This window comes from Pararhizobium sp. PWRC1-1, from assembly GCF_049897905.1.
In the GTDB taxonomy this organism is placed as follows: domain Bacteria; phylum Pseudomonadota; class Alphaproteobacteria; order Rhizobiales; family Rhizobiaceae; genus Pararhizobium.
Map to the genome: position 1 here is coordinate 243,266 of NZ_JAFCXE010000002.1, position 24,286 is coordinate 267,551.

General features: G+C 60.4%; 22 protein-coding genes and 1 pseudogene. 14 read left to right on the plus strand and 9 right to left on the minus strand.

Translation table 11 applies throughout. The annotated features are described in order from the left end of the window. Positions 1–6 precede the first annotated feature (6 nt). On the plus strand, positions 7–582 hold the full coding sequence (gene rplI / locus ACP7E0_RS04800; protein ID WP_426123302.1) for a 50S ribosomal protein L9: 576 nt from the start codon (positions 7–9) through the stop codon (positions 580–582). 108 nt (positions 583–690) lie between these two features. Here the strand turns inward: rplI and ACP7E0_RS04805 are convergent, their stop codons facing one another. From ACP7E0_RS04805 to ACP7E0_RS04815, 3 genes are read right to left on the minus strand one after another with little or no spacing between them, the layout of a single operon-like run. Beyond that, positions 691–1,746 carry an HlyD family secretion protein gene (locus ACP7E0_RS04805; RefSeq protein ID WP_426123303.1) on the minus strand — a complete coding sequence of 352 codons (1,056 nt, stop codon included), beginning with the start codon at positions 1,744–1,746 and terminating at the stop codon, positions 691–693. A gap of 19 nt (positions 1,747–1,765) precedes the next feature. Further along, a complete protein-coding gene (locus ACP7E0_RS04810) occupies positions 1,766–3,439 on the minus strand; it encodes an MFS transporter (RefSeq protein WP_426123305.1) in 1,674 nt (557 codons plus the stop codon). A 7-nt stretch (positions 3,440–3,446) separates the two neighbouring features. Next, positions 3,447–3,890, minus strand: a complete 444-nt coding sequence (locus tag ACP7E0_RS04815; RefSeq protein ID WP_426123307.1) for a MarR family winged helix-turn-helix transcriptional regulator — start codon at positions 3,888–3,890, stop codon at positions 3,447–3,449. Positions 3,891–4,247: 357 nt separating this feature from the next. Here ACP7E0_RS04815 and ACP7E0_RS04820 point away from each other — a divergent pair, with 357 nt between their 5' ends. From ACP7E0_RS04820 to ACP7E0_RS04860, 9 genes are all read left to right on the plus strand, one after another. Beyond that, positions 4,248–5,750: a replicative DNA helicase gene (locus ACP7E0_RS04820; protein WP_426123308.1), complete on the plus strand. Its 1,503-nt coding sequence runs from the start codon at positions 4,248–4,250 to the stop codon at positions 5,748–5,750. Positions 5,751–5,893: 143 nt separating this feature from the next. After that, positions 5,894–6,538 carry a TerC family protein gene (locus ACP7E0_RS04825; protein WP_426123309.1) on the plus strand — a complete coding sequence of 215 codons (645 nt, stop codon included), beginning with the start codon at positions 5,894–5,896 and terminating at the stop codon, positions 6,536–6,538. Between the two features lie 129 nt (positions 6,539–6,667). After that, entirely contained in the window at positions 6,668–7,831 is a 1,164-nt protein-coding gene (alr, locus tag ACP7E0_RS04830; RefSeq protein WP_426123310.1) for an alanine racemase, read from the plus strand. 65 nt (positions 7,832–7,896) lie between these two features. Further along, positions 7,897–8,145 (plus strand): type II toxin-antitoxin system ParD family antitoxin, encoded by a 249-nt coding sequence (locus tag ACP7E0_RS04835; protein ID WP_426123311.1) that lies wholly within the window; start codon positions 7,897–7,899, stop codon positions 8,143–8,145. Continuing rightward, the gene (locus tag ACP7E0_RS04840) at positions 8,145–8,456 is read left to right on the plus strand and encodes a type II toxin-antitoxin system RelE/ParE family toxin (RefSeq protein ID WP_426123312.1); all 312 of its coding nucleotides are present in this window, start codon (positions 8,145–8,147) and stop codon (positions 8,454–8,456) included. Before ACP7E0_RS04835 ends, ACP7E0_RS04840 begins: the two co-directional genes overlap by 1 nt. Continuing rightward, positions 8,456–9,859: a DNA repair protein RadA gene (gene radA, locus ACP7E0_RS04845; protein ID WP_426123314.1), complete on the plus strand. Its 1,404-nt coding sequence runs from the start codon at positions 8,456–8,458 to the stop codon at positions 9,857–9,859. Before ACP7E0_RS04840 ends, radA begins: the two co-directional genes overlap by 1 nt. Before the next feature lie 240 nt (positions 9,860–10,099). After that, entirely contained in the window at positions 10,100–10,714 is a 615-nt protein-coding gene (locus ACP7E0_RS04850) for a CvpA family protein (protein WP_113315092.1), read from the plus strand. A gap of 251 nt (positions 10,715–10,965) precedes the next feature. Continuing rightward, positions 10,966–12,456, plus strand: a complete 1,491-nt coding sequence (purF, locus tag ACP7E0_RS04855) for an amidophosphoribosyltransferase (protein ID WP_426123316.1) — start codon at positions 10,966–10,968, stop codon at positions 12,454–12,456. A gap of 131 nt (positions 12,457–12,587) precedes the next feature. Beyond that, positions 12,588–13,328, plus strand: a complete 741-nt coding sequence (locus ACP7E0_RS04860) for an SDR family NAD(P)-dependent oxidoreductase (RefSeq protein ID WP_037107202.1) — start codon at positions 12,588–12,590, stop codon at positions 13,326–13,328. An 8-nt stretch (positions 13,329–13,336) separates the two neighbouring features. Here ACP7E0_RS04860 and ACP7E0_RS04865 read toward each other — a convergent pair whose 3' ends face one another. The 5 genes from ACP7E0_RS04865 to ACP7E0_RS04885 all read right to left on the minus strand — a co-directional run bounded on the left by ACP7E0_RS04865 (position 13,337) and on the right by ACP7E0_RS04885 (position 19,475). After that, entirely contained in the window at positions 13,337–13,744 is a 408-nt protein-coding gene (locus tag ACP7E0_RS04865; RefSeq protein WP_426123317.1) for a GFA family protein, read from the minus strand. Between the two features lie 48 nt (positions 13,745–13,792). Then, a complete protein-coding gene (gene pssA, locus ACP7E0_RS04870; protein ID WP_426123318.1) occupies positions 13,793–14,656 on the minus strand; it encodes a CDP-diacylglycerol--serine O-phosphatidyltransferase in 864 nt (287 codons plus the stop codon). Between the two features lie 32 nt (positions 14,657–14,688). Further along, positions 14,689–15,387 (minus strand): phosphatidylserine decarboxylase, encoded by a 699-nt coding sequence (locus ACP7E0_RS04875; protein ID WP_426123319.1) that lies wholly within the window; start codon positions 15,385–15,387, stop codon positions 14,689–14,691. Between the two features lie 130 nt (positions 15,388–15,517). Further along, positions 15,518–17,401 (minus strand): ABCB family ABC transporter ATP-binding protein/permease, encoded by a 1,884-nt coding sequence (locus ACP7E0_RS04880; RefSeq protein ID WP_426123320.1) that lies wholly within the window; start codon positions 17,399–17,401, stop codon positions 15,518–15,520. Positions 17,402–17,606: 205 nt separating this feature from the next. Next, on the minus strand, positions 17,607–19,475 hold the full coding sequence (locus ACP7E0_RS04885; RefSeq protein ID WP_426123321.1) for a LysM peptidoglycan-binding domain-containing protein: 1,869 nt from the start codon (positions 19,473–19,475) through the stop codon (positions 17,607–17,609). Positions 19,476–19,734: 259 nt separating this feature from the next. On the opposite strand from ACP7E0_RS04885, the gene ACP7E0_RS04890 reads away from it, so the two are divergent. From ACP7E0_RS04890 to ACP7E0_RS04900, 3 genes and pseudogenes are all read left to right on the plus strand, one after another. Further along, positions 19,735–20,355: a TIGR00730 family Rossman fold protein gene (locus ACP7E0_RS04890; RefSeq protein WP_426123323.1), complete on the plus strand. Its 621-nt coding sequence runs from the start codon at positions 19,735–19,737 to the stop codon at positions 20,353–20,355. A 118-nt stretch (positions 20,356–20,473) separates the two neighbouring features. Continuing rightward, complete coding sequence (locus ACP7E0_RS04895; protein WP_426123325.1) at positions 20,474–20,710, plus strand: transcriptional regulator; 237 nt, start codon at positions 20,474–20,476, stop codon at positions 20,708–20,710. Positions 20,711–20,715: 5 nt separating this feature from the next. Then, positions 20,716–20,975: pseudogene (locus ACP7E0_RS04900) on the plus strand (type II toxin-antitoxin system RelE/ParE family toxin); the annotation flags it as partial. A 130-nt stretch (positions 20,976–21,105) separates the two neighbouring features. Here the strand turns inward: ACP7E0_RS04900 and rarD are convergent. Next, entirely contained in the window at positions 21,106–22,044 is a 939-nt protein-coding gene (rarD, locus tag ACP7E0_RS04905) for an EamA family transporter RarD (RefSeq protein WP_426123326.1), read from the minus strand. Between the two features lie 240 nt (positions 22,045–22,284). Between rarD and ACP7E0_RS04910 the strand changes: the two genes are divergently transcribed. Continuing rightward, the gene (locus tag ACP7E0_RS04910) at positions 22,285–24,270 is read left to right on the plus strand and encodes a bifunctional 2',3'-cyclic-nucleotide 2'-phosphodiesterase/3'-nucleotidase (RefSeq protein WP_426123609.1); all 1,986 of its coding nucleotides are present in this window, start codon (positions 22,285–22,287) and stop codon (positions 24,268–24,270) included. The last annotated feature ends 16 nt before the right edge of the window (positions 24,271–24,286 follow it).

A 24,286-nucleotide genomic window follows, 5' to 3' on the forward strand; every position in this document is an offset into this window, starting at 1 on the left:
ACTATCATGCATGTCATTCTTCTCGAACGCGTTGCCAAGCTCGGCCAGATGGGCGAGACCGTCAAGGTTCGCGACGGTTTTGCCCGCAACTACCTGCTTCCACTCGGCAAGGCGCTGCGCGCCAACGAAGCCAACAAGAAGCGTTTCGAAGCCGAGCGTTCGACGCTTGAAGCCCGTAACCTCGAGCGCAAGTCCGAAGCCCAGACCGTTGCCGAAACCCTCGGCGGCAAGTCCTTCATCGTCGTCCGTTCGGCCGGCGAAACCGGTCAGCTCTACGGTTCGGTCGCTGCCCGCGACATCGTTGACGTTCTGGCTGCCGAAGGCTTCAACATCGGCCGCAACCAGGTCGACCTCAACAACCCGATCAAGACCATCGGCCTGCACGAAGTCGTGCTGCACCTCCATGCCGAAGTCGAAATCAAGGTTCATATCAACGTTGCCCGTTCGGCCGAAGAAGCAGAACGCCAGCAGAAGGGCGAAAGCCTGACATCCGCCGACGCCATCTACGGCGTTGACGAAAATGCCCTGAAGCCGGAAGACTTCTTCAACCCGGAAGCCGAATTCGACGGCGAAGACGAGTAATCGTCACAGCGACGGGCACCCAGGCGGTGCCCCGCTTGCACTACCGGCAAAACGAAAGGCCCGCGATTGATATCGCGGGCCTTTCGCCTTTCAGGGGATGACTGGCTGCTACTTGACGGCCTGCGGCTCGGCCGCCTTGTCGATATGAACTTCCACCGACATGCCCGGTGCCAAAGCTTCTGCCAACGGCTGGCCGGGGTCGATCGAAACGCGAACACCAACGCGCTGGGCGACCTTGGTGAAATTGCCGGTGGCATTGTCGGCGCGAATGACGCTGAACTCGGAGCCTGCGGCCGGCGAAAACCGCTCGACATGGCCTTCCAGCTGCGCCTTGTTGAGCGCATCGACGGTAAACACCACCGGCTGGCCAATCTTCATGCCGTCGAGCTGGGTTTCCTTGAAATTGGCGATGATCCAGACATCCTTGGGCACGATGGCCATCAGCTGCGTTCCGGCAGTCACATACTGGCCGATCCGCGCACCGACTTCGCCGAGCCTGCCGTCCTGCGGCGCGGTAATGGTGGTATTGTCGAGATCGATCTGCGCCAGTTGAACGGCGGCTTCGGCGCTGCGTACACCTGCTTCGAGCCCCGCCCTTGAGCCGATCGTGGTGGCAAGATTTTGGCGCGATACTTCGATCGACGCCATCGCCTGATCGACACCGGCCTTTGCCTGATTAAGCGTTGCCTGGGCGGTATCAACATCGACCGATGTAGCGATACCCTTTTCAGCCAGCGGCTGAATCCGCACCCAGGCCTGATTGGCCCGGGTCAAAGCGGCAGCGGCGCTGTCTCGCTGGGCTTCGCTGGCGACAATGCTTGCCTTGGCAGACAGCTCCTGCTGGTAGGAGTTGGCAAGCAACGCCTTCTGCGCATCCAGCGTGCCCTTGGCCTGCGCCAGCTTCTGGGTAAAAATCCGGTCGTCGATCTTGACGAGAACCTGCCCTGCCCTCACCGCTTCATAATCCTTCACCGGGACTGCGGCGACATAGCCGGACAGTTGCGGGCTGACAATCGTCACATAGCCGCGCACATAGGCATTGTCGGTCATCTCGACGGTGGTCGCGAACGGTGGCAGCCGCCACGCATAGAGCACCAAGAGAACACCGGCAAAACCGGCCAGCAGCGTCAGGATGGTCGTCGGGGAACGCAGTGTCTTCAGCATGAAATATACTCTGGACGGATCAGGACTGGGCGGCAACCGCAGGTGCGGCTGACGTTTGCGGAATAAGACGTTGCCAAGCCAGATGGCCGAGCAGAAGGACGAGACCGGTAGCGGAGGCAATGGCAATGACCAGGAAGGCGTCGTTATAGGCAAGGACATTGGCTTCGCGCGTCACCTGCTGGCCAAGCAATTGCAGGCCTTCGGCATTCAGCAGCGATTTGTCGGTGATGACTTTGCCATAGGACCCCGAGAGTTGCGACACACGCTGGGCTACGAAGGGATTGGTGAGCAAGATGTGCTCGACCAGGACGTTGGAATGGAACTTTTCCCGAAGCGTTACGAACGTACCGAGTGCTGCCTGCGCAACGAGTGCGCCAATGCTCTGGGTGAACAGGAAGATCACCAGAAAATTGACGAGGAAGGGGGCGCCCTTGGCGAGCGCAGTGGCAAATCCCTTCGACATCACCGGCGGCAGGAACATTGCAGCGCCCGCCGCAACCATCGCCTGGCTCAGATACATCTGCTCCGGCCGGGTCAGGCTGGTCGATTGACTATCGAGAAAAGCACCGGTGGCAATCAGCACCAGTGCCAGCACATGCGCGGTTTCGACATAACGTGTCAGCATCAGAACCGTGCAGACAAGCCCACCCGCGATCGAGGCCAGCAAGATGATCGCATACATGGTCTGCGTCTGGTCGTTGAGCAAGCCGAGCTGCATGTAGAAATTTGCCGCCGTCGTCGTCTGCTCGGAACTGACGACGCGAAACAAAAGCAGGATGCCGGCCATGTGCATATTCTCTCTCGAGAAGACCCAGCGCAGATCGATCAGCGGCATCTTGCGGGGCAGCTCGAGAACGACCATCAGCGTCAACGCTGCAATCGATCCGGCCAACAGCATCCCGAGCCACGGCACCTCGAACCACCAGTAGAGCCGCCCGAGCGTCAGGAAGACGGCCAGGCAACCAAAACCGGTAGCAAGCAGCAGATAGCTGAGGATATCCATCTTCTGGATGACGTTGGCACGGGGTGGTGGTGTCAATGGCAGAAGATAGACGACCGGCAGCGCCATCAGCGCAAGCCCCATTTCAAACGTATAGAGCGCATGCCAGCCGCCGAGATCCATCAGCGGCGGCGAGATGATGCGGGCGATGGGTGCTGACAGCGTCGTATTCATCAAGGCAAGGCTGAGGCCTACCGACAGCTTGCGGGCCGCCGGGAAGGCTTCGAGCATATAGAGGAAGCCGAGTGTCGACAGAGGGGCTGCGGCCATGCCGCTGAGGAAGCGGACGACGGTTGCCGAATGCAGATCGGAGACGAAGAGATTGAGAACGGAGGCAAGGATGAAGCAGACGATGCTGAGTTCGGCGAACCGCCGAAGACCGTATTGCATACGGATCTTGAACAGGGCAATCGACATCGACGCATAGGGCGCGATGTAGGCGGCCGAGAGCCAGGCGACCTCCGATGTCGTTGCAGAGAGTGATCCCTGAAGCTGGTAGATATTGGCATTGAGCAGGTTCATGCCGAGGCCCTGCGTCAGGAACAGCAGAAGCGAAGACGCCATGTAGATGGCCGCTCTTGCCGGGCTCATCGGTTCGGGCAGTGGCTGAATGGGTTGCGGCACTGGATCAGCGACCGGCGTTTCGAGCGCGATGCGGTTGTCGTTCGCGCTGCCTGGAGCCACCGTGCTCATCTGCCGCTCAATCCCTGCCGATGGAGACGAGATTACCGGCCATCAGGCTGACGACCTGCAGGGCGATGGCCTTGTCCTTGTTATCGACGCCACCCAGAACCTGTTCGCGGATCTCGCAGGCCAGCTTATCGATTTCACCGGCGATATCGCGGCCACGGTCGGTCATGTGGATCTGCTTGGCGCGCCGGTCGCTTGCCTCGACGCGCCGCTCGATAAAACCCTGCTTCTCCATGCCGTCAAGCAGGCGCACGATGGTCGGGGTCTCGATGCCGAGTTCGTCAGCCAGTTCGCGCTGGTTGAGGCCATCGCGTTTCGACAGGGCAAACAGGGCTCTCGCACGCGACAGCGTCAACCCCCGCTCCTTTACCCGCGCATCAAACAGCGCCCGCAGCTTGCGGTTCACCGAAGCCAGGGCATCGAAGAGTTCGCGATTAACGGCAGAGTTGAGCATTTCGTACCTTTTGCATATTAGTAGCATACTATCTATTTCAGCCCTATTTAGTTGAAAGACGCCCGTCTTTCAAGCCGTTGATGCTGGCCGGGCTAAAAACCGTGTGAACCGCGGCCAACCGGGCTAGAATGCGGCAATCCATTGGCGGGCACCGATTCGGATGAAATCCGGTCAATAGGAAATAGCGCTATCGACAGTTTTTTCGAGTTCGACCATAAGCCCCTGTGAACAACGGTGACGGCGTGTCACCGCTGCCAATGCGGCAGCCACTGTTGCAGCCAAGTCATTGACGCTTGGCGGCAAGACCCGCACACCGGTAGCACACCAAAGAATGACGACAGACAGAGACGGGACGCCATGAACGAGATCGCGCGCAAACTTGCACCCATCGCCAAGGATCAGGCCGAAGCACAGTACCGCGAGGCACCGAACAACCTTGAGGCGGAACAGGCGCTGCTGGGCGCCATTCTCGTCAACAACGACGCGTTCTACCGCGTCTCGGACTTTTTGAAGCCCGTGCACCTCAACGAACCCTTGCACCGCAAGATTTTCGAAGTGGCCGGCGACATCATCCGCATGGGCAAGATTGCCAATCCGGTGACCATCAAGACCTTCCTCAAGGCCGACGAGAAGGTCGGCGATATAACGGTAGCAGAGTACATGGCTCGGCTGGCGGGTGCCGCGGTCTCCATCATCAACGCGGAAGACTACGGCCGGGCGATCTACGATCTGGCATTGCGCCGCTCGCTGATCACCATCGGCGAGGACATGGTCAATATCGCCTATGACGCGCCGCTCGACATGCCGCCGCAGAGCCAGATCGAAGACGCCGAACGCCGCCTGTTCGAACTGGCCGAAACAGGCCGCTACGACGGCGGCTTTCAGGCCTTCAACGATGCCGTTGCACTGGCGATCGACATGGCCGGTCAGGCCTTCGAGCGCGACGGCCATCTTTCCGGTATCTCCAGCGGCATCCAGTCGCTCGATGCCCGCATGGGCGGCCTGCAGCGCTCCGACTTGATCGTGCTTGCCGGACGTCCGGGCATGGGCAAGACCTCGCTGGCCACCAACATCGCCTGGAACGTCGCGCATGCCTATGAACCGGAAGTCCAGGCCGACGGATCGTTCAAGGCGAGGAATGGCGGCGTCGTCGGCTTCTATTCGCTGGAAATGTCCTCCGAACAGCTGGCTACACGTATCATCTCCGAGCAGACCGACGTGTCCTCCTCAAAAATCCGGCGCGGCGACATTTCCGAAGCCGAGTTCGAGAAGCTGGTCGGCTTTTCCCAGACGATGCAGAAGACGCCGCTCTATATCGACCAGACCGGTGGTATCTCGATCGCCCAACTGTCTGCCCGCGCCCGCCGCCTGAAGCGCCAGCGTGGCCTCGATTGCCTGGTGGTCGACTATATCCAGCTGATGACTGGTTCAGGCAAGTCGAGCGACAACCGCGTACAGGAAATCACCCAGATCACCACGGGCCTGAAGGCGCTCGGCAAGGAACTGAACGTGCCGATCATCGCGCTGTCGCAGCTCTCCCGTCAGGTGGAAAGCCGCGAAGACAAGCGCCCGCAGCTCTCCGACCTTCGTGAATCCGGTTCGATCGAGCAGGACGCCGACGTCGTTCTGTTCGTGTTCCGCGAGGAATATTACGTGAAGAACATGGAGCCGCGCGACGAGTTCGACCCGAAATACGAGGAGTGGAAGCAGAAGTTCGAATCGGTCAAGGGCACCGCGGACGTGATCATTGCCAAGCAGCGTCACGGACCGACCGGTACGGTCAAACTGGCCTTCCAGGCAGAGTTTACCCGCTTCACCGATCTCGCCGATCCGTCGTTCACGCAATACGAGGAACACTGACCGGCGAAAAATGCCGCTGAACCACACAACGGTCACCGGCCGTGTTGCAAATCTCCAGGCTTGCGGATAAGCGGAAAGAAAATTAGCAAATCAATCGCGGCATTTTGCCGCGATTGCCGTCATCAGCCTGGGGAAATCTGTTCATGGAAGCTTTTATCGCGCTGCTGCAGGTGCTTGCGATCGATCTCGTTCTCGCAGGCGACAACGCCATCGTCATCGGTCTTGCGGCAGCCGGTCTTCCCAAGGAACAGCGCGGCAAGGCGATCCTGATCGGCATCGCCGCCGCCACCGTCCTGCGCATCATCTTCGCCCTTCTCGCCACCCAGCTTTTGCAGATCCTCGGCCTTCTGCTCGTTGGCGGCATCCTGCTTCTGTGGGTCTGCTGGAAGATGTGGCGCGAGCTGCGGACGACTGCGAAGGAGGAAACCGAGGGCCTGGAAACGCTGACCGGCGAAGATATGGACAAGAGCGGTTCTGTCGGCAACGGCGCGCCGCGCAAGACGCTGAAGCAGGCTGCAATCCAGATCGTCATCGCCGACGTCTCCATGTCGCTTGACAACGTTCTGGCGGTTGCCGGTGCCGCTCGCGAGCATCCGAACATCCTCATCCTCGGCCTTGCGGTATCGGTGGCGCTGATGGGCATCGCCGCATCGTTCATCGCCAAGCTGCTGCACAGGTTCCCCTGGGTCTCCTATCTCGGCCTTGCCATCATCCTCTTCGTCGCGCTGAAGATGATCTACGAAGGCTTTATGGAAGTTGAGCCGCTGATCACATCGTCGCTGATGTAGTCGGCCCCTTGGCTGACAGACGGTGGGGCCTCCCGCCTGCAACGACAATCCGCGACCTCTTCGACAGCGTTTGCGGATTGCCAACTGAGGCGATTGCAGCCGCCGCCGCTTGGCTGTATTTCTCTCGCCATGGCCAACCTGCACACTCCCCCTTTCGCCGATCCTGCCTTTGAGGCTGCGTCCAACCGACTAACCATCGACCTCGGCGCGCTCGCCGATAACTGGCGCCATATGGACAGGTTGTCCGGCAAGGCGCGGGCGGCAGCGGTTCTGAAAGCCAATGCCTATGGTATCGGCATCGAGCCGGCGGCACGCACGCTTTATGCCGCCGGTGCGCGGGATTTCTTCGTTGCCAGTGTCGAGGAAGGTGTGGCACTGCGCCCGATCGTGCCGGACGCACGCATCCATATTCTTGCCGGCATGTGGCCGGGCAACGAACAGCTGTTCTTTGATCATGGTCTTGTGCCGATCATCAACTCCGAGGAACAACTGGCTTTTTTCATGTCGGTGCTGTCGCAGCGCGGCGATCACCCTTGCGTGCTGCATATCGATACCGGCATGAATCGCCTGGGGCTGACGCGCGATGAAGCGCTGGCGCTGGCCGGTGATCCTGCGCGCCCAGCCAGCTTCTCGCCCATTCTGGTGATGAGCCATCTCGCCTGCGCCGACGATCAGGCGCATCCGCTGAACCGCCGGCAGCTTGAAGCATTCCGGGCGGTTACGGCCGCTTTCGAAGGCATCGAATCAAGTCTTGCCAATTCTGCCGGCATCCATCTTGGGTCCGATTTTCATTTCGACATGACCCGGCCGGGCATCGCCACCTATGGCGGCGAAGCCGTCAACGGTTTGGCCAATCCGATGAAGCCGGTGGTGACGGCAGAGGCACGCATCCTGCAGATCCGCCGCGTCAGGACCGGCGAGACCGCAAGCTACGGCGGTTCGGCCCAATTTTCCCGCGACAGCCGGGTGGCGATCGTCGCCATCGGTTATGCCGATGGTTATCATCGCTCGGTCTCCGGCGGCGGCGTCACCCTGCGCCAGGCAACACCATCAGGCGCCTACGGCTTCCTGCATGGCAGACAAGTCCCGCATCTCGGCCGCGTCACCATGGACCTCAGCCTGTTCGACATCACCGACTTCGCCGACAATGCCGTCCGGCCCGGCGACTATATCGAACTGTTCGGCAACAATGTCGCCATTGACGACGTTGCAAGAGCTGGTGGCACGATCGGCTACGAAATGCTGACCAGCCTTGGGACGCGGTATGAGCGTGCGTATATCGAGGCCGAATAGCTTTACGAGATTGCGGCTTGGAATCCGGAAAATGATGTTCTAAACTGGAACAAAAGGAGATCATCATGTCTGATATCCAATTGAGTGATGAAGATCGGGCGTTTATTGAGGAGCGCGTTCAAAGCGGGCCCTACAAGACTGTAAACGACGTTGTTCATGCCGGGCTTCGATCGCTGCAGCGTGATGAGGCCGCTCTGAAAAGCCTTATTCAAGAAGGGCTTGATGACATCGCCGCAGGACGTTTCTACGAATTCGGTGAAGAGGACGATTTGACCGAATTTATCATGGACCGTTCCAAAGCGCGAAACGCCTGATGCGGAAACGGCGCTTTCGCCTCTCCGAACAGGCGGCAGATGATCTGACCGATATCTATGACTACATTGCCAAAACCAAGCCGAAAGCTGCACAGCGTGTCGTGGATGCTATCCAGGCAAAAATCAGATCCATTGCTGCCTTGGCTCTGCCCGGCACGCCGAAGGACGATATGAAACCGGATTTGCGTGCCGCTGTTTTCCGAAATCACATGATTTATTTCCATGTCACAACCTCCCATCTCCTGATCCTGCGCATCCTCCACGGCCGCCAGGACATTACCTCTGAAAACTTCCCCGAAAGCGAAATTTGATGGCGAAAGCCCGGACACAATTTATCTGCCAGAACTGCGGTACCGTTCACGCCCGGTGGGTCGGAAAATGCGAAGGCTGCAACCAGTGGAACACGATCGTCGAGGAAGACCCGATGGGCGGCATTGGCGGCGGGCCTGGCCGGACGCCGAAGAAGGGCCGCCCCGTGGCTTTGACGACGCTGTCTGGCGAGATCGAGGACGCGCCGCGCATCATGACGGGGATTTCCGAGCTTGACCGGGCCACCGGCGGCGGTTTCGTGCGCGGGTCGGCGGTGCTGATCGGCGGCGATCCCGGCATCGGCAAGTCGACCGTGTTGATGCAGGCCGCCGCCGCCCTGTCTCGCCAGGGGCATCGGGTCATCTATGTCTCTGGCGAAGAAGCCGTCGCGCAGGTGCGGTTGCGGGCGCAGCGGCTGGGGGCTGCCGATACCGAGGTGCTGCTGGCCGCCGAGACCAATGTCGAGGACATTCTGGCGACGCTCGGCGAAGGCAAGCGGCCGGATCTCGCCATCATCGATTCGATCCAGACACTGTGGAGCGACACCGCCGATTCGGCGCCGGGCACGGTGACGCAGGTTCGCACCGGCGTTCAGGCGATGATCCGCTTTGCCAAGCAGACGGGTGCCGCCATCGTGCTGGTCGGCCATGTCACCAAGGACGGCCAGATCGCCGGACCGCGCGTCGTCGAGCATATGGTCGACGCGGTGCTCTATTTCGAGGGCGACCGCGGTCACCATTACCGCATCCTGCGCACCGTGAAGAACCGCTTTGGCCCCACCGACGAGATCGGCGTGTTCGAAATGTCCGACAAGGGCCTTCGCGAAGTCACCAACCCGTCGGAACTGTTTCTCGGCGAGCGCAATTCGAAATCGCCGGGTGCCGCTGTCTTTGCCGGCATGGAGGGAACGCGCCCCGTGCTGGTCGAAGTGCAGGCGCTGGTGGCGCCGACATCGCTCGGCACGCCGCGCCGCGCGATCGTCGGATGGGACTCCGCGCGCCTGTCGATGATCCTGGCGGTGCTTGAAGCCCATTGCGGCGTCAGGCTCGGGCAGCACGACGTTTATCTCAATATTGCCGGCGGATACCGTATTTCCGAGCCCGCAGCCGATCTTGCGGTCGCTTCCGCATTGGTTTCCTCGCTTGCCGGTCTTGCCCTTCCCTCCGATTGCGTCTATTTCGGCGAAGTCAGTCTGTCCGGGTCCATCCGGCCGGTTGCGCATACCGCCCAGCGCCTTAAAGAAGCCGAAAAACTCGGCTTTTCACAGGCCGTCCTGCCTGCCGCTTCCGCCGACCTGCCCAAGGGCAGCGGCATGAGCTGGGGAGAGATGGAAAGCCTGCCGGATCTGGTGGCGCGCATTGCCGGCTCGAAGGGAGCCCTGAAGCAGGCCGACAATGATGATTGAGGAACCCGCCGCTTAAAAATGGCGAATTCCAGTGAAAACAGTGTTCAATCATGGACCATCGAAAGACGCCTCTCGCGTCATCATATATGGTTCGCGGAAAATCAGCGTGAGGTCGCGCTGCAGCATGGCTTTTGAATCGCGCTCGATTTAAAAGCCATGCTGCAGATCAAAGGGGTGCTGCGTCCTTTGCGCGTCCGGCAGGACGCGCGGCGCAGCAGGCGGTTTCGGAGTAGGACAAATATGCCCATTACAATTCTCGACGGTATCGTTCTCGGCGTCGCGCTTTTCTCGGCCATCCTGGCCATGGTTCGCGGCTTTTCCCGGGAAGTTCTGTCGGTCGCAAGCTGGCTCGGCGCCGCGGCTGCCGCCTATTTCCTTTACCCGTACCTGTTGCCCTACGCCAAGAACTACACCAGCAGCGATACGGTCGCGATGATCGGCTCCGCCGGCGTCGTGTTCCTGGTTGCGCTGATCATCGTCTCCTTCATCACCATGCGGATCGCCGACTTCATCATCGACAGCCGCATCGGGGCGCTGGACCGCACACTCGGTTTTCTGTTTGGCGCGGCACGCGGTGTCCTGCTCGTGGTCGTCGCCATGCTGTTCTTCAACTGGCTGGTCGCCCCGCAGCAGCAGCCGGTCTGGGTCACAACAGCCAAATCCAAACCGCTGCTCGACAATCTCGGCGGCAAGCTGATCGCGCTCCTGCCTGAAAATGCCGATGCCACCATCCTCGACCGCCTGCGCGGCAAGGATACGACCGGCGAAGGCGAGAACGAAGGCACCGGCGGTACAACCACCCAGCCTCCGGCCGAAGAAACGCCTGCCACCAACGGTGCAGCGACCAACGGCTAAGGCCGGACGATAGAATGAGGGCCCGCTTTTGCGGGCTCTGTCCATTTTGCAACGATGATATGTGAAACCCTCAGGCCTTGCCGGCTTGAAGGCCTACTGCATAATTCTTAAATCGGAACCGATTTGAGAATTATGCAGTAAACTGAAAGCGCTACAGCGACCTTTGCGCGTCATGAATGACGCGCGGCGCTATAGGGATCTGATACGATATGCCAAACGCGTTCCAGCCGTTAACACAAAGGCCAACAGCGATGACCCATTTGCGAGCCGCAGAAATTCACGATGAAATGGACGGCGATACGCTGCACGAAGAGTGCGGTGTGTTCGGCATTCTGGGACATCCGGATGCGGCAGCGCTGACGGCGCTCGGGCTGCACGCCCTACAGCACCGCGGCCAGGAAGCAGCCGGTATCGTCACCTTCGACGGCAAGCAGTTCCACACCGAAAAGCGCATGGGTCTTGTCGGCGATCATTATACCGACCCGGCGATCCTGGCTAAGCTGCCGGGCACCATCTCGATCGGTCACACGCGCTACTCGACGACGGGCGAAGTGGCGCTGCGCAACGTGCAGCCGCTGTTTGCCGAACTTGAAGTCGGTGGCATCGCCATTGCCCATAACGGCAACTTCACCAACGGCCTGACGATGCGCCGCCAGATCATCGCCACCGGCGCCATCTGTCAGTCAACATCGGATACCGAAGTCGTCCTTCATCTCATCGCCCGTTCGCGTCATACCTCGACGGCCGACCGTTTCATCGATGCCATCCGGCAGATGGAAGGCGGTTATTCGATGCTGGCGATGACGCGCACCAAGCTGATCGCCGCCCGCGATCCTACCGGCATACGGCCGCTGGTCATGGGCGAACTCGACGGCAAGCCGATCTTCTGCTCGGAAACCTGCGCACTCGACATTATCGGCGCAAAATACATTCGCGACGTTGAAAACGGCGAAGTGATCATCTGCGAAATTCAGGCGGATGGTTCGATCCAGATCGATGCGCGCAAGCCCGTCAATCCGCAGCCGGAACGGCTCTGCCTGTTCGAATATGTCTATTTCGCCCGCCCCGATTCGGTGGTCGGCGGCCGCAACGTCTATGTGGCGCGCAAGAACATGGGCATCAACCTTGCCAAGGAATCCCCTGTCGTGGCCGATGTGGTCGTGCCCGTTCCGGACGGCGGCACGCCGGCTGCGATCGGTTATGCCCAGGCGAGCGGCATTCCTTTCGAACTCGGCATCATCCGGAACCATTATGTCGGGCGCACCTTCATCGAGCCGACACAGTCGATCCGCGCCTTCGGCGTCAAGCTGAAGCATTCAGCCAATCGGGCTATGATCGAAGGCAAGCGCGTCGTGCTGGTTGATGATTCGATCGTGCGCGGCACCACGTCGCTGAAGATCGTCCAGATGATCCGCGATGCCGGTGCAACGGAAGTGCACATCCGCGTTGCCAGCCCGATGATCTTCTATCCCGACTTCTACGGCATCGACACGCCGAACGCCGACAAGCTGCTGGCCAACCAGTACACCGACATCAAGGCGATGGCGAAGTTCATCGGTGCCGATTCGCTGGAGTTCCTGTCGATCGACGGCTTGTACCGCGCCGTCGGCGGCGAAGACCGCAACAATGCCCGCCCGCAGTTCACCGACCACTATTTCACCGGCGACTATCCGACGCGGCTTCTCGACAAGAACGGCGATACGACAAGTCCGAAACTGTCCATGCTCGCCAGCAATGGCTGAACCACTCGCCTAAGCCCGAAAGGGCTTGAGGAACAGCGCTTGCCGCCCTGAACCTTCGCTTCCTGACTTGCGTCAGAACCCGGACGTGTGGCACAGCAAGCCCGCATCAATGAATTCGGAGCCACCCAGACATGATCGATCTCAAGGGCCGCATAGCACTGGTCACCGGCGCATCGCGCGGCATCGGTTACTTCACAGCGCTTGAACTGGCCAAGGCCGGCGCACAGGTGATTGCCTGCGCCCGCACGGTCGGCGGGTTGGAAGACCTTGACGACGCGATCAAGTCGGCTGGCGGACTGCCGGCGACGCTGGTTCCCTTCGACCTTGCCGACATGGCCGCGATCGACAAGCTCGGCGGGGCCATCAACGAACGCTGGGGCAAGCTGGACATTCTGGTTGCCAATGCCGGCGTTCTCGGCGTCATCTCACCCGTCGGCCATGTCGAGGCCAAGGTGTTCGAGAAAGTCATGACCGTCAACGTCACGGCCACCTGGCGGCTGATCCGGTCCGTCGATCCGCTGCTGCAGCAATCCGATGCCGGCCGCGCGCTGATCCTGTCTTCAAGCGCTGCCCACAAGTGCAAGCCCTTCTGGGGGCCCTACTCCGCCTCCAAGGCGGCCGTCGAGGCGCTGGCACGCACCTGGGCCGGTGAAACACAGCGCCTGCCGCTGCGCATCCTTTCGGTCGATCCGGGTGCCACCCGCACCGCCATGCGCGCCCAGGCCATTCCAGGCGAAGATCCATCGACCGTACCGCATCCGTCCGAAGTTGCGGCAAAGCTCCTGCCGCTGGTCGGCCCGGATCAGACGGAAACCGGCAAGCTGTTCATCGTCCGCGAAAACCGCATCGTCGATTACCGCCTGCCGGATTGATCTTCAAATCAGACCGGGTCTTTGTCAAAGATGGTGATGCCCGCCGGCAACTGAACCCAGGAGTGCCTGCGACAGGTGTAAACCGAGTCCTGCGGGGCCGGAAAATCCGGGTCGGCGAAACCGCCGACCGCAACGGCCACCGATTCTTGATCCACCTCTTCTTCAGTGTGAAACAGATTTGTTCCACAGACAGGGCAGAAGCGAAACCGGAACCGGGCGCCCTGATCGCCCGTCCGGACATAATCCGTAGCCGTTCCGAAAACCGTATAGGGCACCGCAAATGCAGCCAATGCTGCAAAGACACTGCCGGTTCGCTGCTGGCAGGCGAGGCAGTGGCAGACGCCAACACCCAGCGGCTCGCCGTGTATTTCTATCTGCAACTGGCCGCAACCACAGGAAGCTCGTCTGGACAGCATGAAACACCTCGTCAGGCTGCAAGCTCTGATCGCCAGCCAAACAGCCGTTTACAAACTTTTGTCCACCGGCAGGCCATCTTCGCCCGGCGTAGAGAGATCGGGGTGTCCCGGCCACTTGCTGCCATACTTGCGGTGCCAGGCGCGGGCGCCGAACGGCAGTGTCAGCAGATAGCCGACGGCGGTGACAACCATCGTTTCCCACGTAAAGCTCATCAGTGTCGCGACATACAGAACGACGAACAGGATGACGGGGAGAACCAGATCGCGGCGAACGCGGTTTTCGGACTTGCCCGACCAAACCGGCAGCCGACTGACGAGCAGGAAGGCAATCAGTACCGTGTAGGCCGACGAAATCAAACCCATGAGGTGGCCCGGCTGTACACCCAGCAGCCCCAGATAGACCGGAAGCAGCACCAGCATGGCACCCGCCGGGGCCGGCACGCCGACGAAATACTCGGATTGCCACTTGGCCTTGATATCGCGCTCGGCCATGACGTTGAATCGGGCAAGACGCAGACCAGCGGCGATGACGTAGATCAGCGCGGCGATCCAGCCGATCGAACGGGCCTCGTCCAGCACGTAAGCGAACAGCACCAATGCCGGCGCGACGCCAAAATTGACGATATCAGCCAGCGAATCCATCTGGACGCCGAATTTTGACGTGGCCTTCAGGAGACGGGCGACACGCCCGTCGATACCATCCAGGAAGGCTGCGACCAGCACCATGGCCACGGCAAGTTCGAAGCGCCCTTCAAAGGCCAGACGAACGCCGGAAAGCCCGGCGCAGATGGCCAGCACCGTGATCACATTGGGGACGAGCAGCCGCAGCGGAATTTCCCGCAGGCGTGGCCCGCGCGCTTCATCGTCGTCGTTCGGGCCGTGCGGGTCAAAGGGCGGAAAGGGTGTTTCCATGATCTGCTCCTGTTTCGCGGAAGGCTCTTTCATCAGCCGCGCCGGCTGATGACAGGCCCCTTGGCGGAGCCGAATTCCGCCAGAACGGTTTCGCCGGCAATGGCCGTCTGGCCAAGGCTGACGCGGGGCTCGGCGCCTTCCGGCAGGAAGACATCAAGACGCGAGCCGAACCGGATGAGGCCGAAGCGTTCGCCGGCCTGCAGCGTATCATTGGGGACCGACCAGCAAACGATACGGCGGGCGACAAGGCCGGCAATCTGGACGACGCCGATTTCACCATGGGTGGTTTCGATGACCAGGCCGTTGCGCTCGTTCTCATGGCTCGCCTTGTCGAGTTCCGCATTGACGAACTTCCCGGCACGGTAGGCGATGCGACGGATAGTGCCGCGCACGGGCGCACGGTTCACATGGCAATTGAAGACGTTCATGAACACGGTGATGCGCAGCATCGGCACCGTTCCAAGCCCAAGCTCTTCCGGCGGCGTCATCATCGCGATCGACGAGACGCGGCCATCGGCCGGGCTGATCACGAGATCATCGTCGAGCGGCGTCATGCGTTCGGGATCGCGGAAGAAATAGGCGCACCAGGCCGTCAGGATAAAGCCGATCCACATCAACGGTTCCCACAGGAAACCGAGAACCAGCGAAACAACGAAGAAACCGGCGATGAAGGGATAGCCTTCCTTGTGCACCGGAACCAGCGTGTTGCGCACTGTATTGATCAAGCTCATGAACTCATGTCTCCATATTTTCCTGGCCCCAGCACCTACAGTGAAACGGCGGGCCGGGCAATGCGATTACGGTATTCGCCGGCGGCAATAGCAGGCAGCCTTCGATCAACGGGCGACTGTGATCTGACCTTCAAACCGCCGCCGGGCCACGAACGACCACGCCGAGATCGTCGCTCTCGCGCACCTTCTTCAAGGTCTCCTCGGCCTGCGTGGCTTCACGCTGGCGGTTCCACATGGAGGCGTAGAGGCCGTCGCGGTCGATCAGTTCGCCATGGGTACCGCGCTCGGCAATGCCGCCGTCCTTCAAGACGATGATCTCGTCGGCATGGATGACGGTGGAAAGCCGGTGGGCGATGACCAGCGTCGTGCGGTTCTGCGAGACGATGTCGAGTGCCGTCTGGATTTCCTGCTCGGTGCGGGTGTCGAGTGCCGAAGTCGCCTCGTCAAGGATCAGGATCGGCGGGCTTTTCAGCACCGTGCGCGCAATGGCGACGCGCTGCTTTTCGCCGCCCGAAAGCTTCAGGCCGCGCTCGCCGACCATGGCGCCATAGCCTTCCGGCAGGCTTTTGATGAAGCCGCCGATCTGGGCAATGTCGGCCGCGGCCTCGACTTCGCCTTGAGTGGCGGAGGTGCGGCCGTAGCGAATGTTATAGGCGATAGTGTCGTTGAACAGCACCGTATCCTGCGGCACCATGCCGATGACGGCGCGCAGGCTTTTCTGCTTCACGTCGCGCACATCCTGGCCATCGATGGTGATGGCGCCTTCCTGGACGTCGTAAAATCGGTAGAGCAGCCGGGACAATGTCGATTTGCCGGCGCCGGAGGGACCGACGACCGCAACGGTCTTGCCGGCCGGCACTTCGAACGAGATGCCCTTGAGGATCGGCCGGGCCGGATCATAGGCGAAGTGTACATCCTTGAAGGCGATGGCCCCCTTTTCGATCACCAGTTCCACAGCATCCGGGCTGTCGATAACTTCGGCCTCGACTTCCAGCAGGTCGAACATCTGTTCGATATCAGTCAAACCCTGACGGATTTCGCGGTAGACGAAGCCGATGAAATTGAGCGGGATGGAGAGCTGCATCAGCATGGCGTTGATGAAGACGAAATCGCCGAGCGACTGTTCGCCGCGCTGGACGGCGAGTGCCGACATCACCATCATGATCGCCGTACCGGCGCCGAAAATCACCGCCTGGCCAAAGTTCAGCCAGCCGAGCGAGGTCCAGACCTGCGTCGCCGAACGCTCATAGCGCTCCATCGACTGGTCGAAGCGCTTCGCTTCCATTTCTTCATTGCCGAAATATTTGACCGTCTCGAAGTTAAGCAGCGAATCGATCGCCTTGGTATTGGCGTCGGTATCGCTGTCGTTCATGGCGCGGCGGATGCCGATACGCCAGTCGCTGGCCTTGATGGTGAACCAGATATAGATGACGACCGTCACGGCGGTGACCATCAGGTAGCTGAAACCGTAGCCCCACCAGAAGATGATCGCCGTCATCAGAAACTCGATGAGGGTCGGCACCGTGTTGAGGATGGTGAAGCGGACGATCGTCTCGATGCCCTTGGTGCCGCGCTCGATGATGCGCGACAGGCCGCCGGTGCGCCGCTCCAGATGGAAGCGCAGCGACAGCTGGTGCATATGGATGAAGGTGCGATAGGCAAGCTGGCGCACCGCATGCTGGCCGACGCTGGCAAACAGCGCATCGCGCAACTGGTTCAACCCCGCCTGCAGCAGACGGGCAAGATTATAGGCCAGCACCAGCATGACGGCGCCGGTAAAGACGACGGGCAGGACGCCGACAATATGGGTCTTGCCATTCAGCGCATCGGTCGCCCATTTGAAGAAATAGGGCACGAGCAGCAGCACGACCTTGGCGATCAAAAGGATGACCGTCGCCCAGACGACGCGCATCTTTAAATCCGCGCGGTCACTCGGCCACATATACGGCCAGAGGTTGATGATCGTCTGCAGCGGATTGCCTGAATCCGCCGATACCGTCTTCTTCTGCGCCACGTCTTGTCTCGCCTTCGTTCTCCGGCCGCCTTGTCAGAGACAGCCGTCATTGCACGCCTTGAATGTCGCCCGGATGAAGGACATCCGGCAAAGACGAACAAACGCAATTTTCCAATTAAAAGCGGCGCCCTTCTCAAGGCGCCGCTTTATGTTTCAGATAAGTCTCATCATCGCCCGCTGCAATGGAGCGACACATGAAAAGCCGTCAAGGCAGATGCTTCACATGTTTGCGGTGCATCTCTTCCGATTCGGTTTCAGACATTGCCTTGTCCGGCACGCCGAAGATCTGGCCCGGCAAAATCCGGTCGGGATCGGTGATCTGATCCTCGTTGGCAAGGTAGATCGTTGTGTATCGAACACCGGCGCCATAGACGCGGCGCGAGATCTGCCAGAGCGTATCGCCACGGCGGATGATCACGGAGGTCTTGCTCTGCTGCAGGGGAGCCTGCTGGACGGTTTCGGGTTCGCCTGCCTGCCCCGTTGCAGGTGATGTGGCGGTTGCGGCACCGCCGGTTGCCGTTGCGGCAGTACCTGACTCTGCGGCAGGCTTCTGCGCCGTTTCCGTCGCATCCGCAGGTTTGGCCGTGGTGCCGTCCTGAGTCGGCGCCGAGCTGGTTGCCGCAGCGCTGTCCTGAACGGGGGCAGGCGTCGCGGTTTCCGCCACCACCGCATCGTTACCCGTGCCATCGGTGCGCGGCATCAGCGCCGAGCCGACTGCCGCTTCGATTTTGCCAAGCGATGCGGAAACGCTCGGTGCATCCTTCGGAAGCGCCTTCAGCATGGCAAGCGCGTCCGACGCTGCCTTTGATGTCTTGGCCGCCATTTCCCGGACGCCTGCATCGAGATTGTCGGCAACCTTGAAATCAGCAAGCGACTTCAACGCAATTTCGGTGGACGACCGTGCAGCTGCCAGTTCCTCATCAGTCGGTACCTTACCATTGACAAAGAGCCCTTTCAGCAGGCCAAGCGCCTTGGTGGCCTCTAATCGCAGGCCATCGAAGCTGCCGCCTTCGAACGGCACGACAGAACCCTGTGCATTGCCTTGAGCAACGGCAGCGACCTGATCGCCAACCGGACGATCGAACGGCACGGCAGCACGCAACTCGACCTTGCTGCCATCGGCTCCCATCATATCCGCACGAATGGTGTGATTGCCGACCGGCAGATTGATCGTGCCATCGACGACGAAGCGGCCCTGTTCATCAGCCTTGGTTTCGCCGACCAGAACGTCGTCGGCATAGATGCGCACGAGAGCGCCGGCCTTGGCATTGCCGGCCACGAACATCTTCTTGCCTTCGATCTCGACGGCGGAAACGCCGACTTCGGATTTTTCGTTCGTGGCGGGGACAACAGCCACGTCAGATGTGGCCGCAGCTGTGGACCCGGCGGCCGTATCGGCCGGCTTGGCGGCATTCGTTGCCGATGCCGAAGCATCCGGCGCCGGTTCGGCCTTGGTCACTCCACCGTCAACCGCGTCAGCCGCCGGCTTGGTGAGGATGCGGCTGGCTTCACCGGGTTTCGACACCATGGCGAGCAGTTCGCCGGTCTTATCCTTGGGGATCGAGACGGTGGCGACTTCTTCCGAGGACTTGGTCACGCCGTTTTCGCCGACACTGCGCAGCGTCAGCTGATAGTCGCCGGCCGGAAGCGGCTTGTCGAAAATCGCCGCAAAATCGCCGGTCGCGCCGACATCGGCCGTACCAACGATCGTCTCGCCATTGACGATTTCGACCTTTGTGTTCGGCTGGGCCCGTCCGGCAATGACAGTCGAGCCGTCCGGTTCGACACGCAGTACGTCGAAGCCAGGCACCGTCCACGCGGCAGCCGCATCGGCGGGCTTGGCATCGGTCGCAGTCGCAGTTTCGCCCGCCACGGTCGGGCGTGCACCCTTCGCGTCTGCCGGCTTGCTGTCAGTGGGCTTTGTCTCTGCAGTATCCGCTGGCGTTTGGGCCGGAGCTTCCGCCGTGACCTTGTCCTTGCTGCCGTTGATATTGGGCATGACAAAGAAAATCATCAGCAGCGACGCAATTGCCAGGACGATAAGGGCCACCCAGCCGGCCTTGTTCTTCATCATGCACATCTCCAAATGGCCCGGAACCGCCCGCGCCCGACATGAGCGCAGAAGGACAGCTTTTTCCAAGCCTTTATGCCAGCAGCTTTCCGCCTGTTTTTGCTGAACGGAATCAGCCTGACTATTACGTCAGCTCATGCTTAAAAAATGCTAACGATTCCCGAGGTTTTCCACAAGCATCGCCGCATGTTCAGATCGGCCGAAAGCCCTGTTTCCCGTCATTTTTCTTGACGCATGCAGCCCCGCGATGTCTCTTTGGGCCATGAGTGAGAAAAATATCCCGATTCGATCCGTTTGCGTCTACTGCGGCTCCCAGCCCGGACGCGATCCGTCCTTCATGGATGCCGGCCGGATTCTCGGCAAATCCATCGCCGAGAACCATCTTCGCCTCGTCTATGGCGGCGGCACGAAAGGCATCATGGGCGCCGTCGCAAGCGGCGTTCTTTCGCACGGCGGCCGCGTGACCGGCATTATACCAGAATTCCTGATGGATATGGAGGCCACCCGTCATTCGCTGGGGCAACTCAGCGAACTGATCGTCACACCGGACATGCATGACCGCAAGCACAAGATGTTCGAGCGCTCGGATGCCTTCGTGACATTGCCGGGCGGCATCGGCACGCTTGAGGAAATCGTCGAGGTGATGACCTGGGCGCAACTTGGTCGCCACCGCAAGCCGATCGTGCTCGTCAATATCAACGGCTTCTGGGATCCGCTGATGAAGCTGATCCACCATATGGCCGACAGCGGCTTCATCCACACCGCCCATCTCGTCCAGCCGCTGGTGATCGATGCAGCCGACGAAGTCGTCCCGGCCCTGCTTGAGCACTGGGCCAGCCAGGTCGACCGCGATGGCGACGACGGGATCATCGCCAAGCTGTGACGCTATCGGCCGGAATGGCATTTGATATGGCATCCGGCCCGATTTCTGCAGTGTTGATCGCTTTGGCACAGAGTTGTATTCTGCCGCCAATATTGGTCGAGCTAGGAAGATGAGTTCCATGAGCGGTAAAAACGGCATTTCCGAAGACCTCAGCCGCCGCATCGACAAGCTCGCTGCCCGTTCTGCCTTGATGCGCCAGAAGATCATCGAGGATGCCTTATCTCACGGCCGCTCCCTTGCCTGGCAGGAAAAGTGGATCGAGGGCGTGCAGGACGGTATCGAGGAAGCTGATCGCGGCGACGTTGCCACCGCCGAAGACATCGCAGCGGTTCTCAACAAATACAATCCGACGTAAAACCCGTGGGGATCGTATGGACGAAACGCTACCTGCTGGAGCTCTCCCGCATCGGCGATTACATCGCCACGCACAATCCGCGAGCAGCCGCGCGTATCGTCAATGATATCCACGCGAAAACGCACAGGCTGCTATCCGACAACCCTTTCATCGGACGCCGGGGCGAGATCACCGGGACGCGCGACTCGTCATACCCGGCACGCCTTATATTGTTGCGTACCGTGTCGGAGATACACAAATCGAAGTTCTTTTCGTTCAGCATGGCGCGCGGGAATGGCCGGAAGACGCCTGAAGCGCGGCGCGATCTTTTAAGGATGCTAACCGCTCTTTAGTTCTTTGATTTACGCAATTCGTTCTCGCAAACCCGTAGCGCAGTCTTTGCGCGACAGCCTTGCCTATTCTGCCGGGTTCGGCACGGCTGCCCGGCGGGCGCGGCCTTCCAGGATCATCGACGTCGAATAGACCGCCAGCGCTGCCCAGATCAGGATGAAGGCGATCAGCTTCGACGTGCCGAACGGCTCGTGGAAGACGAAGACGGCGATGATGAAGATCATCGTCGGGGCGATGTACTGCATGATGCCGATGGTCGAGAGCTTCAACAGCTTGGCGCCGTTGGCATAGATCATCAGCGGGATCGCCGTCACCACGCCGCAGGCCATCAGCCAGGCGACATCGACCCAGCCGGTATCGATGAAATGTCCCTGACCTGTGAATTCCAGATAGGCGATATAGCCGAGTGCCGGAACGCTGAGCAGCAGTACTTCCAGGAAGAAGCCCTGGTTGGGTCCGACCGGCAGCGTCTTGCGAAAGAAGGCGTACAGGCCCCAGGAGAGCGCAAGGCCAATGGACACCCACGGTAGGCCGCCGGCGTCAAAGGCCAACACAACGACGGCGATAGCAGCCAGAACGATCGCCACCATCTGCGCCGGATTGAGCTTTTCCTTCAGGAGAACGGCGCCAAGGAAGATCGAGAACAGCGGGTTGATATAATAGCCAAGCGCCGTTTCCAGCGCCCGCCCTGCCCCGATTGCCCAGACATAGATGCCCCAATTGATGGTGATCAGCACTGCAGTCAGCATCGCCATCTTCAGCATGCGCGGGGTGCGCAGGGCCACCTTCACGTCTTCCGTGCGGCCAAGCAGGATCAGGACGGCACCGGCCAGCGGCACCGACCAGACGATGCGGTGCGCCACGACCTCGGAAGCCGGGATATGGGCAATCGCCTTCATGAAGAACGGCAGGAAGCCCCAGAGAAGATAGGCCGTCAGCGCGAAGGCGAAGCCGCGCGGGGAATCGCCATTTTGCACCGCCGGTGTTTGTTTCGCGTCAGACATGGCATTTCATCCCGTTTCGGTTTGCCCTGTGGCAGCCCTCAGTCATTTTGGCCGTCGTACTCCAAACACGATTGATCAACCAATTCATTTCCGTGAACCTTGCTACAGCAAAGCTCACAATCGATGGTAAGAGAATTGTTACGGGACTGACAAAACACCCAGATTTTACGGGGTGCATTTCACAGTCTGGCGCTCTACGTTCCTTCCAGCCAATGACCGGTCAGACGAAGGGACTCTATGATGTCATCCATCCTCGCGCTCCACCCGATTACCCGCCGCTCGCTTCTGAGCGGTGTAGCGGCCACCTCCGCGCTCGTTCTTCTGCACCCCTTTGCAGCGCGCGCAGCCGCCAATCAGGCGCATCTGCGCATCATGGAAACCACCGACATCCACGTCCACGTCTTCCCTTACGACTATTACGGCGACAAGCCGAACGACACGCTGGGCCTAGCCCGCACTGCCTCGATCATCGATTCGATCCGCGCCGAGGCCGGCAATTCCTTCCTTGTCGATAATGGCGATTTCCTCCAGGGCAATCCGATGGGCGACTACATGGCCTATCAGCACGGCATGAAGGAGGGCGATGTCCACCCGGTCATCAAGGCGATGAACGTTCTCGGATATGAGGCGGGAACGCTGGGTAATCACGAGTTCAACTACGGCCTCGACTATATGTTCAAGGTGCTCGGCGGCGCCAACTTCCCGTATGTCTGCGCCAACCTAACCAAGGGGCAGCTCGCCGCTAACCCGAAGGACGACACGCTTTTCTTCAAGCCTTACACGATCGTGGAAAAAACCATCACCGATGGTTCAGGGGCGGCAAGCGAGCTGAAGATCGGCATTATCGGCTTCGTGCCACCACAAATCATGCTCTGGGACATCAAGAACCTTGAAGGCAAGGCGCAGACCCGCGACATCGTCGAGGCCGCCAAGGCCTGGGTGCCGGTGATGAAGGAGGAAGGCGCCGATATCATCATCGCGCTTTCCCATTCCGGCATCGATGGCTCAGGCCAGAGCGACCGCATGGAAAATGCCTCGCTCTATCTCGCCGGTGTCGAAGGCATCGATGCCGTTTTTACCGGCCACCAGCATCTCGTCTTCCCCGGCCCCAAGAGTTTCGACGGCGTCGACGGCGTCGATCCGGTCAAAGGCACGCTGCTCGGTAAACCGGCTGTGATGGGCGGGTTCTGGGGCTCGCATCTCGGCCTGATCGACCTCTTGCTGGAAAAAGATGGCAACGGCTGGAAGATCGTCGATTTCACCACCGAGGCCCGGCCGATCTATCACCGCGAGGACAAGAAGGTGGTCGCCGACGTGCCTGACCGCGCCGATGTCATTGCCGCCGCCAGCGCCGAGCACGAGGCGACGCTCGCCTATGTCCGGACGCCGGTCGGCAAGACCTCGGCGCCGCTTTATTCCTATTTTGCGCTGGTGGCCGACGATCCCTCGGTGCAGATCGTCTCCAATGCGCAGACCTGGTATATCAAGGACATGCTGAAGGACACGGAATTCAAGGACCTTCCAGTTCTGTCGGCAGCCGCCCCCTTCAAGGCGGGCGGCCGCGGTGGCGCCGACTACTATACCGATGTGCCCACCGGCGATATCGCCATCAAGAACGTCGCCGATCTCTATCTCTATCCGAACACCGTGCAGGCCGTCGTCATCACCGGGGCGCAGGTGAAGAACTGGCTTGAAATGTCGGCCGGCATGTTCAACACCGTCGCACCCGGCGCCAAGGATGTGGCGCTGCTCAACACCACATTCCCCTCGTACAATTTCGACATTATCGACGGTGTCACCTACCAGATCGACCTGTCGCAACCGGCCAAATATGACGGAGACGGCAAGGCCGTGAACCCCGGATCGAACCGCATTCAGAACCTTGCCTTCGAGGGCAGGCCGATCGACCCGGCCCAGAAATTCGTCATCGCCTCCAACAATTACCGCGCCGGCGGCGGCGGCAAATTCCCCGAGATTGCCAGCGACAAGGTGGTCTTCGCCGCCCCCGACACCAACCGCGACGTCATCGTCCGCTACATCATCGCCGAAGGTACCATCAACCCATCGGCCGACGGCAACTGGAGTTTCAAGCCAGTGGAAGGTGCCACGGCCGTGTTCGAGAGCGGACCGAAGGCGCGCGGGCTGATTGCAGACGTGAAGGGTGTGAAGATCGAGGATGCGGGTGACGGCGCGGATGGGTTTGCGAAGTTTCGGCTGGTGTTGTGAATAAAGCTTAGCACTG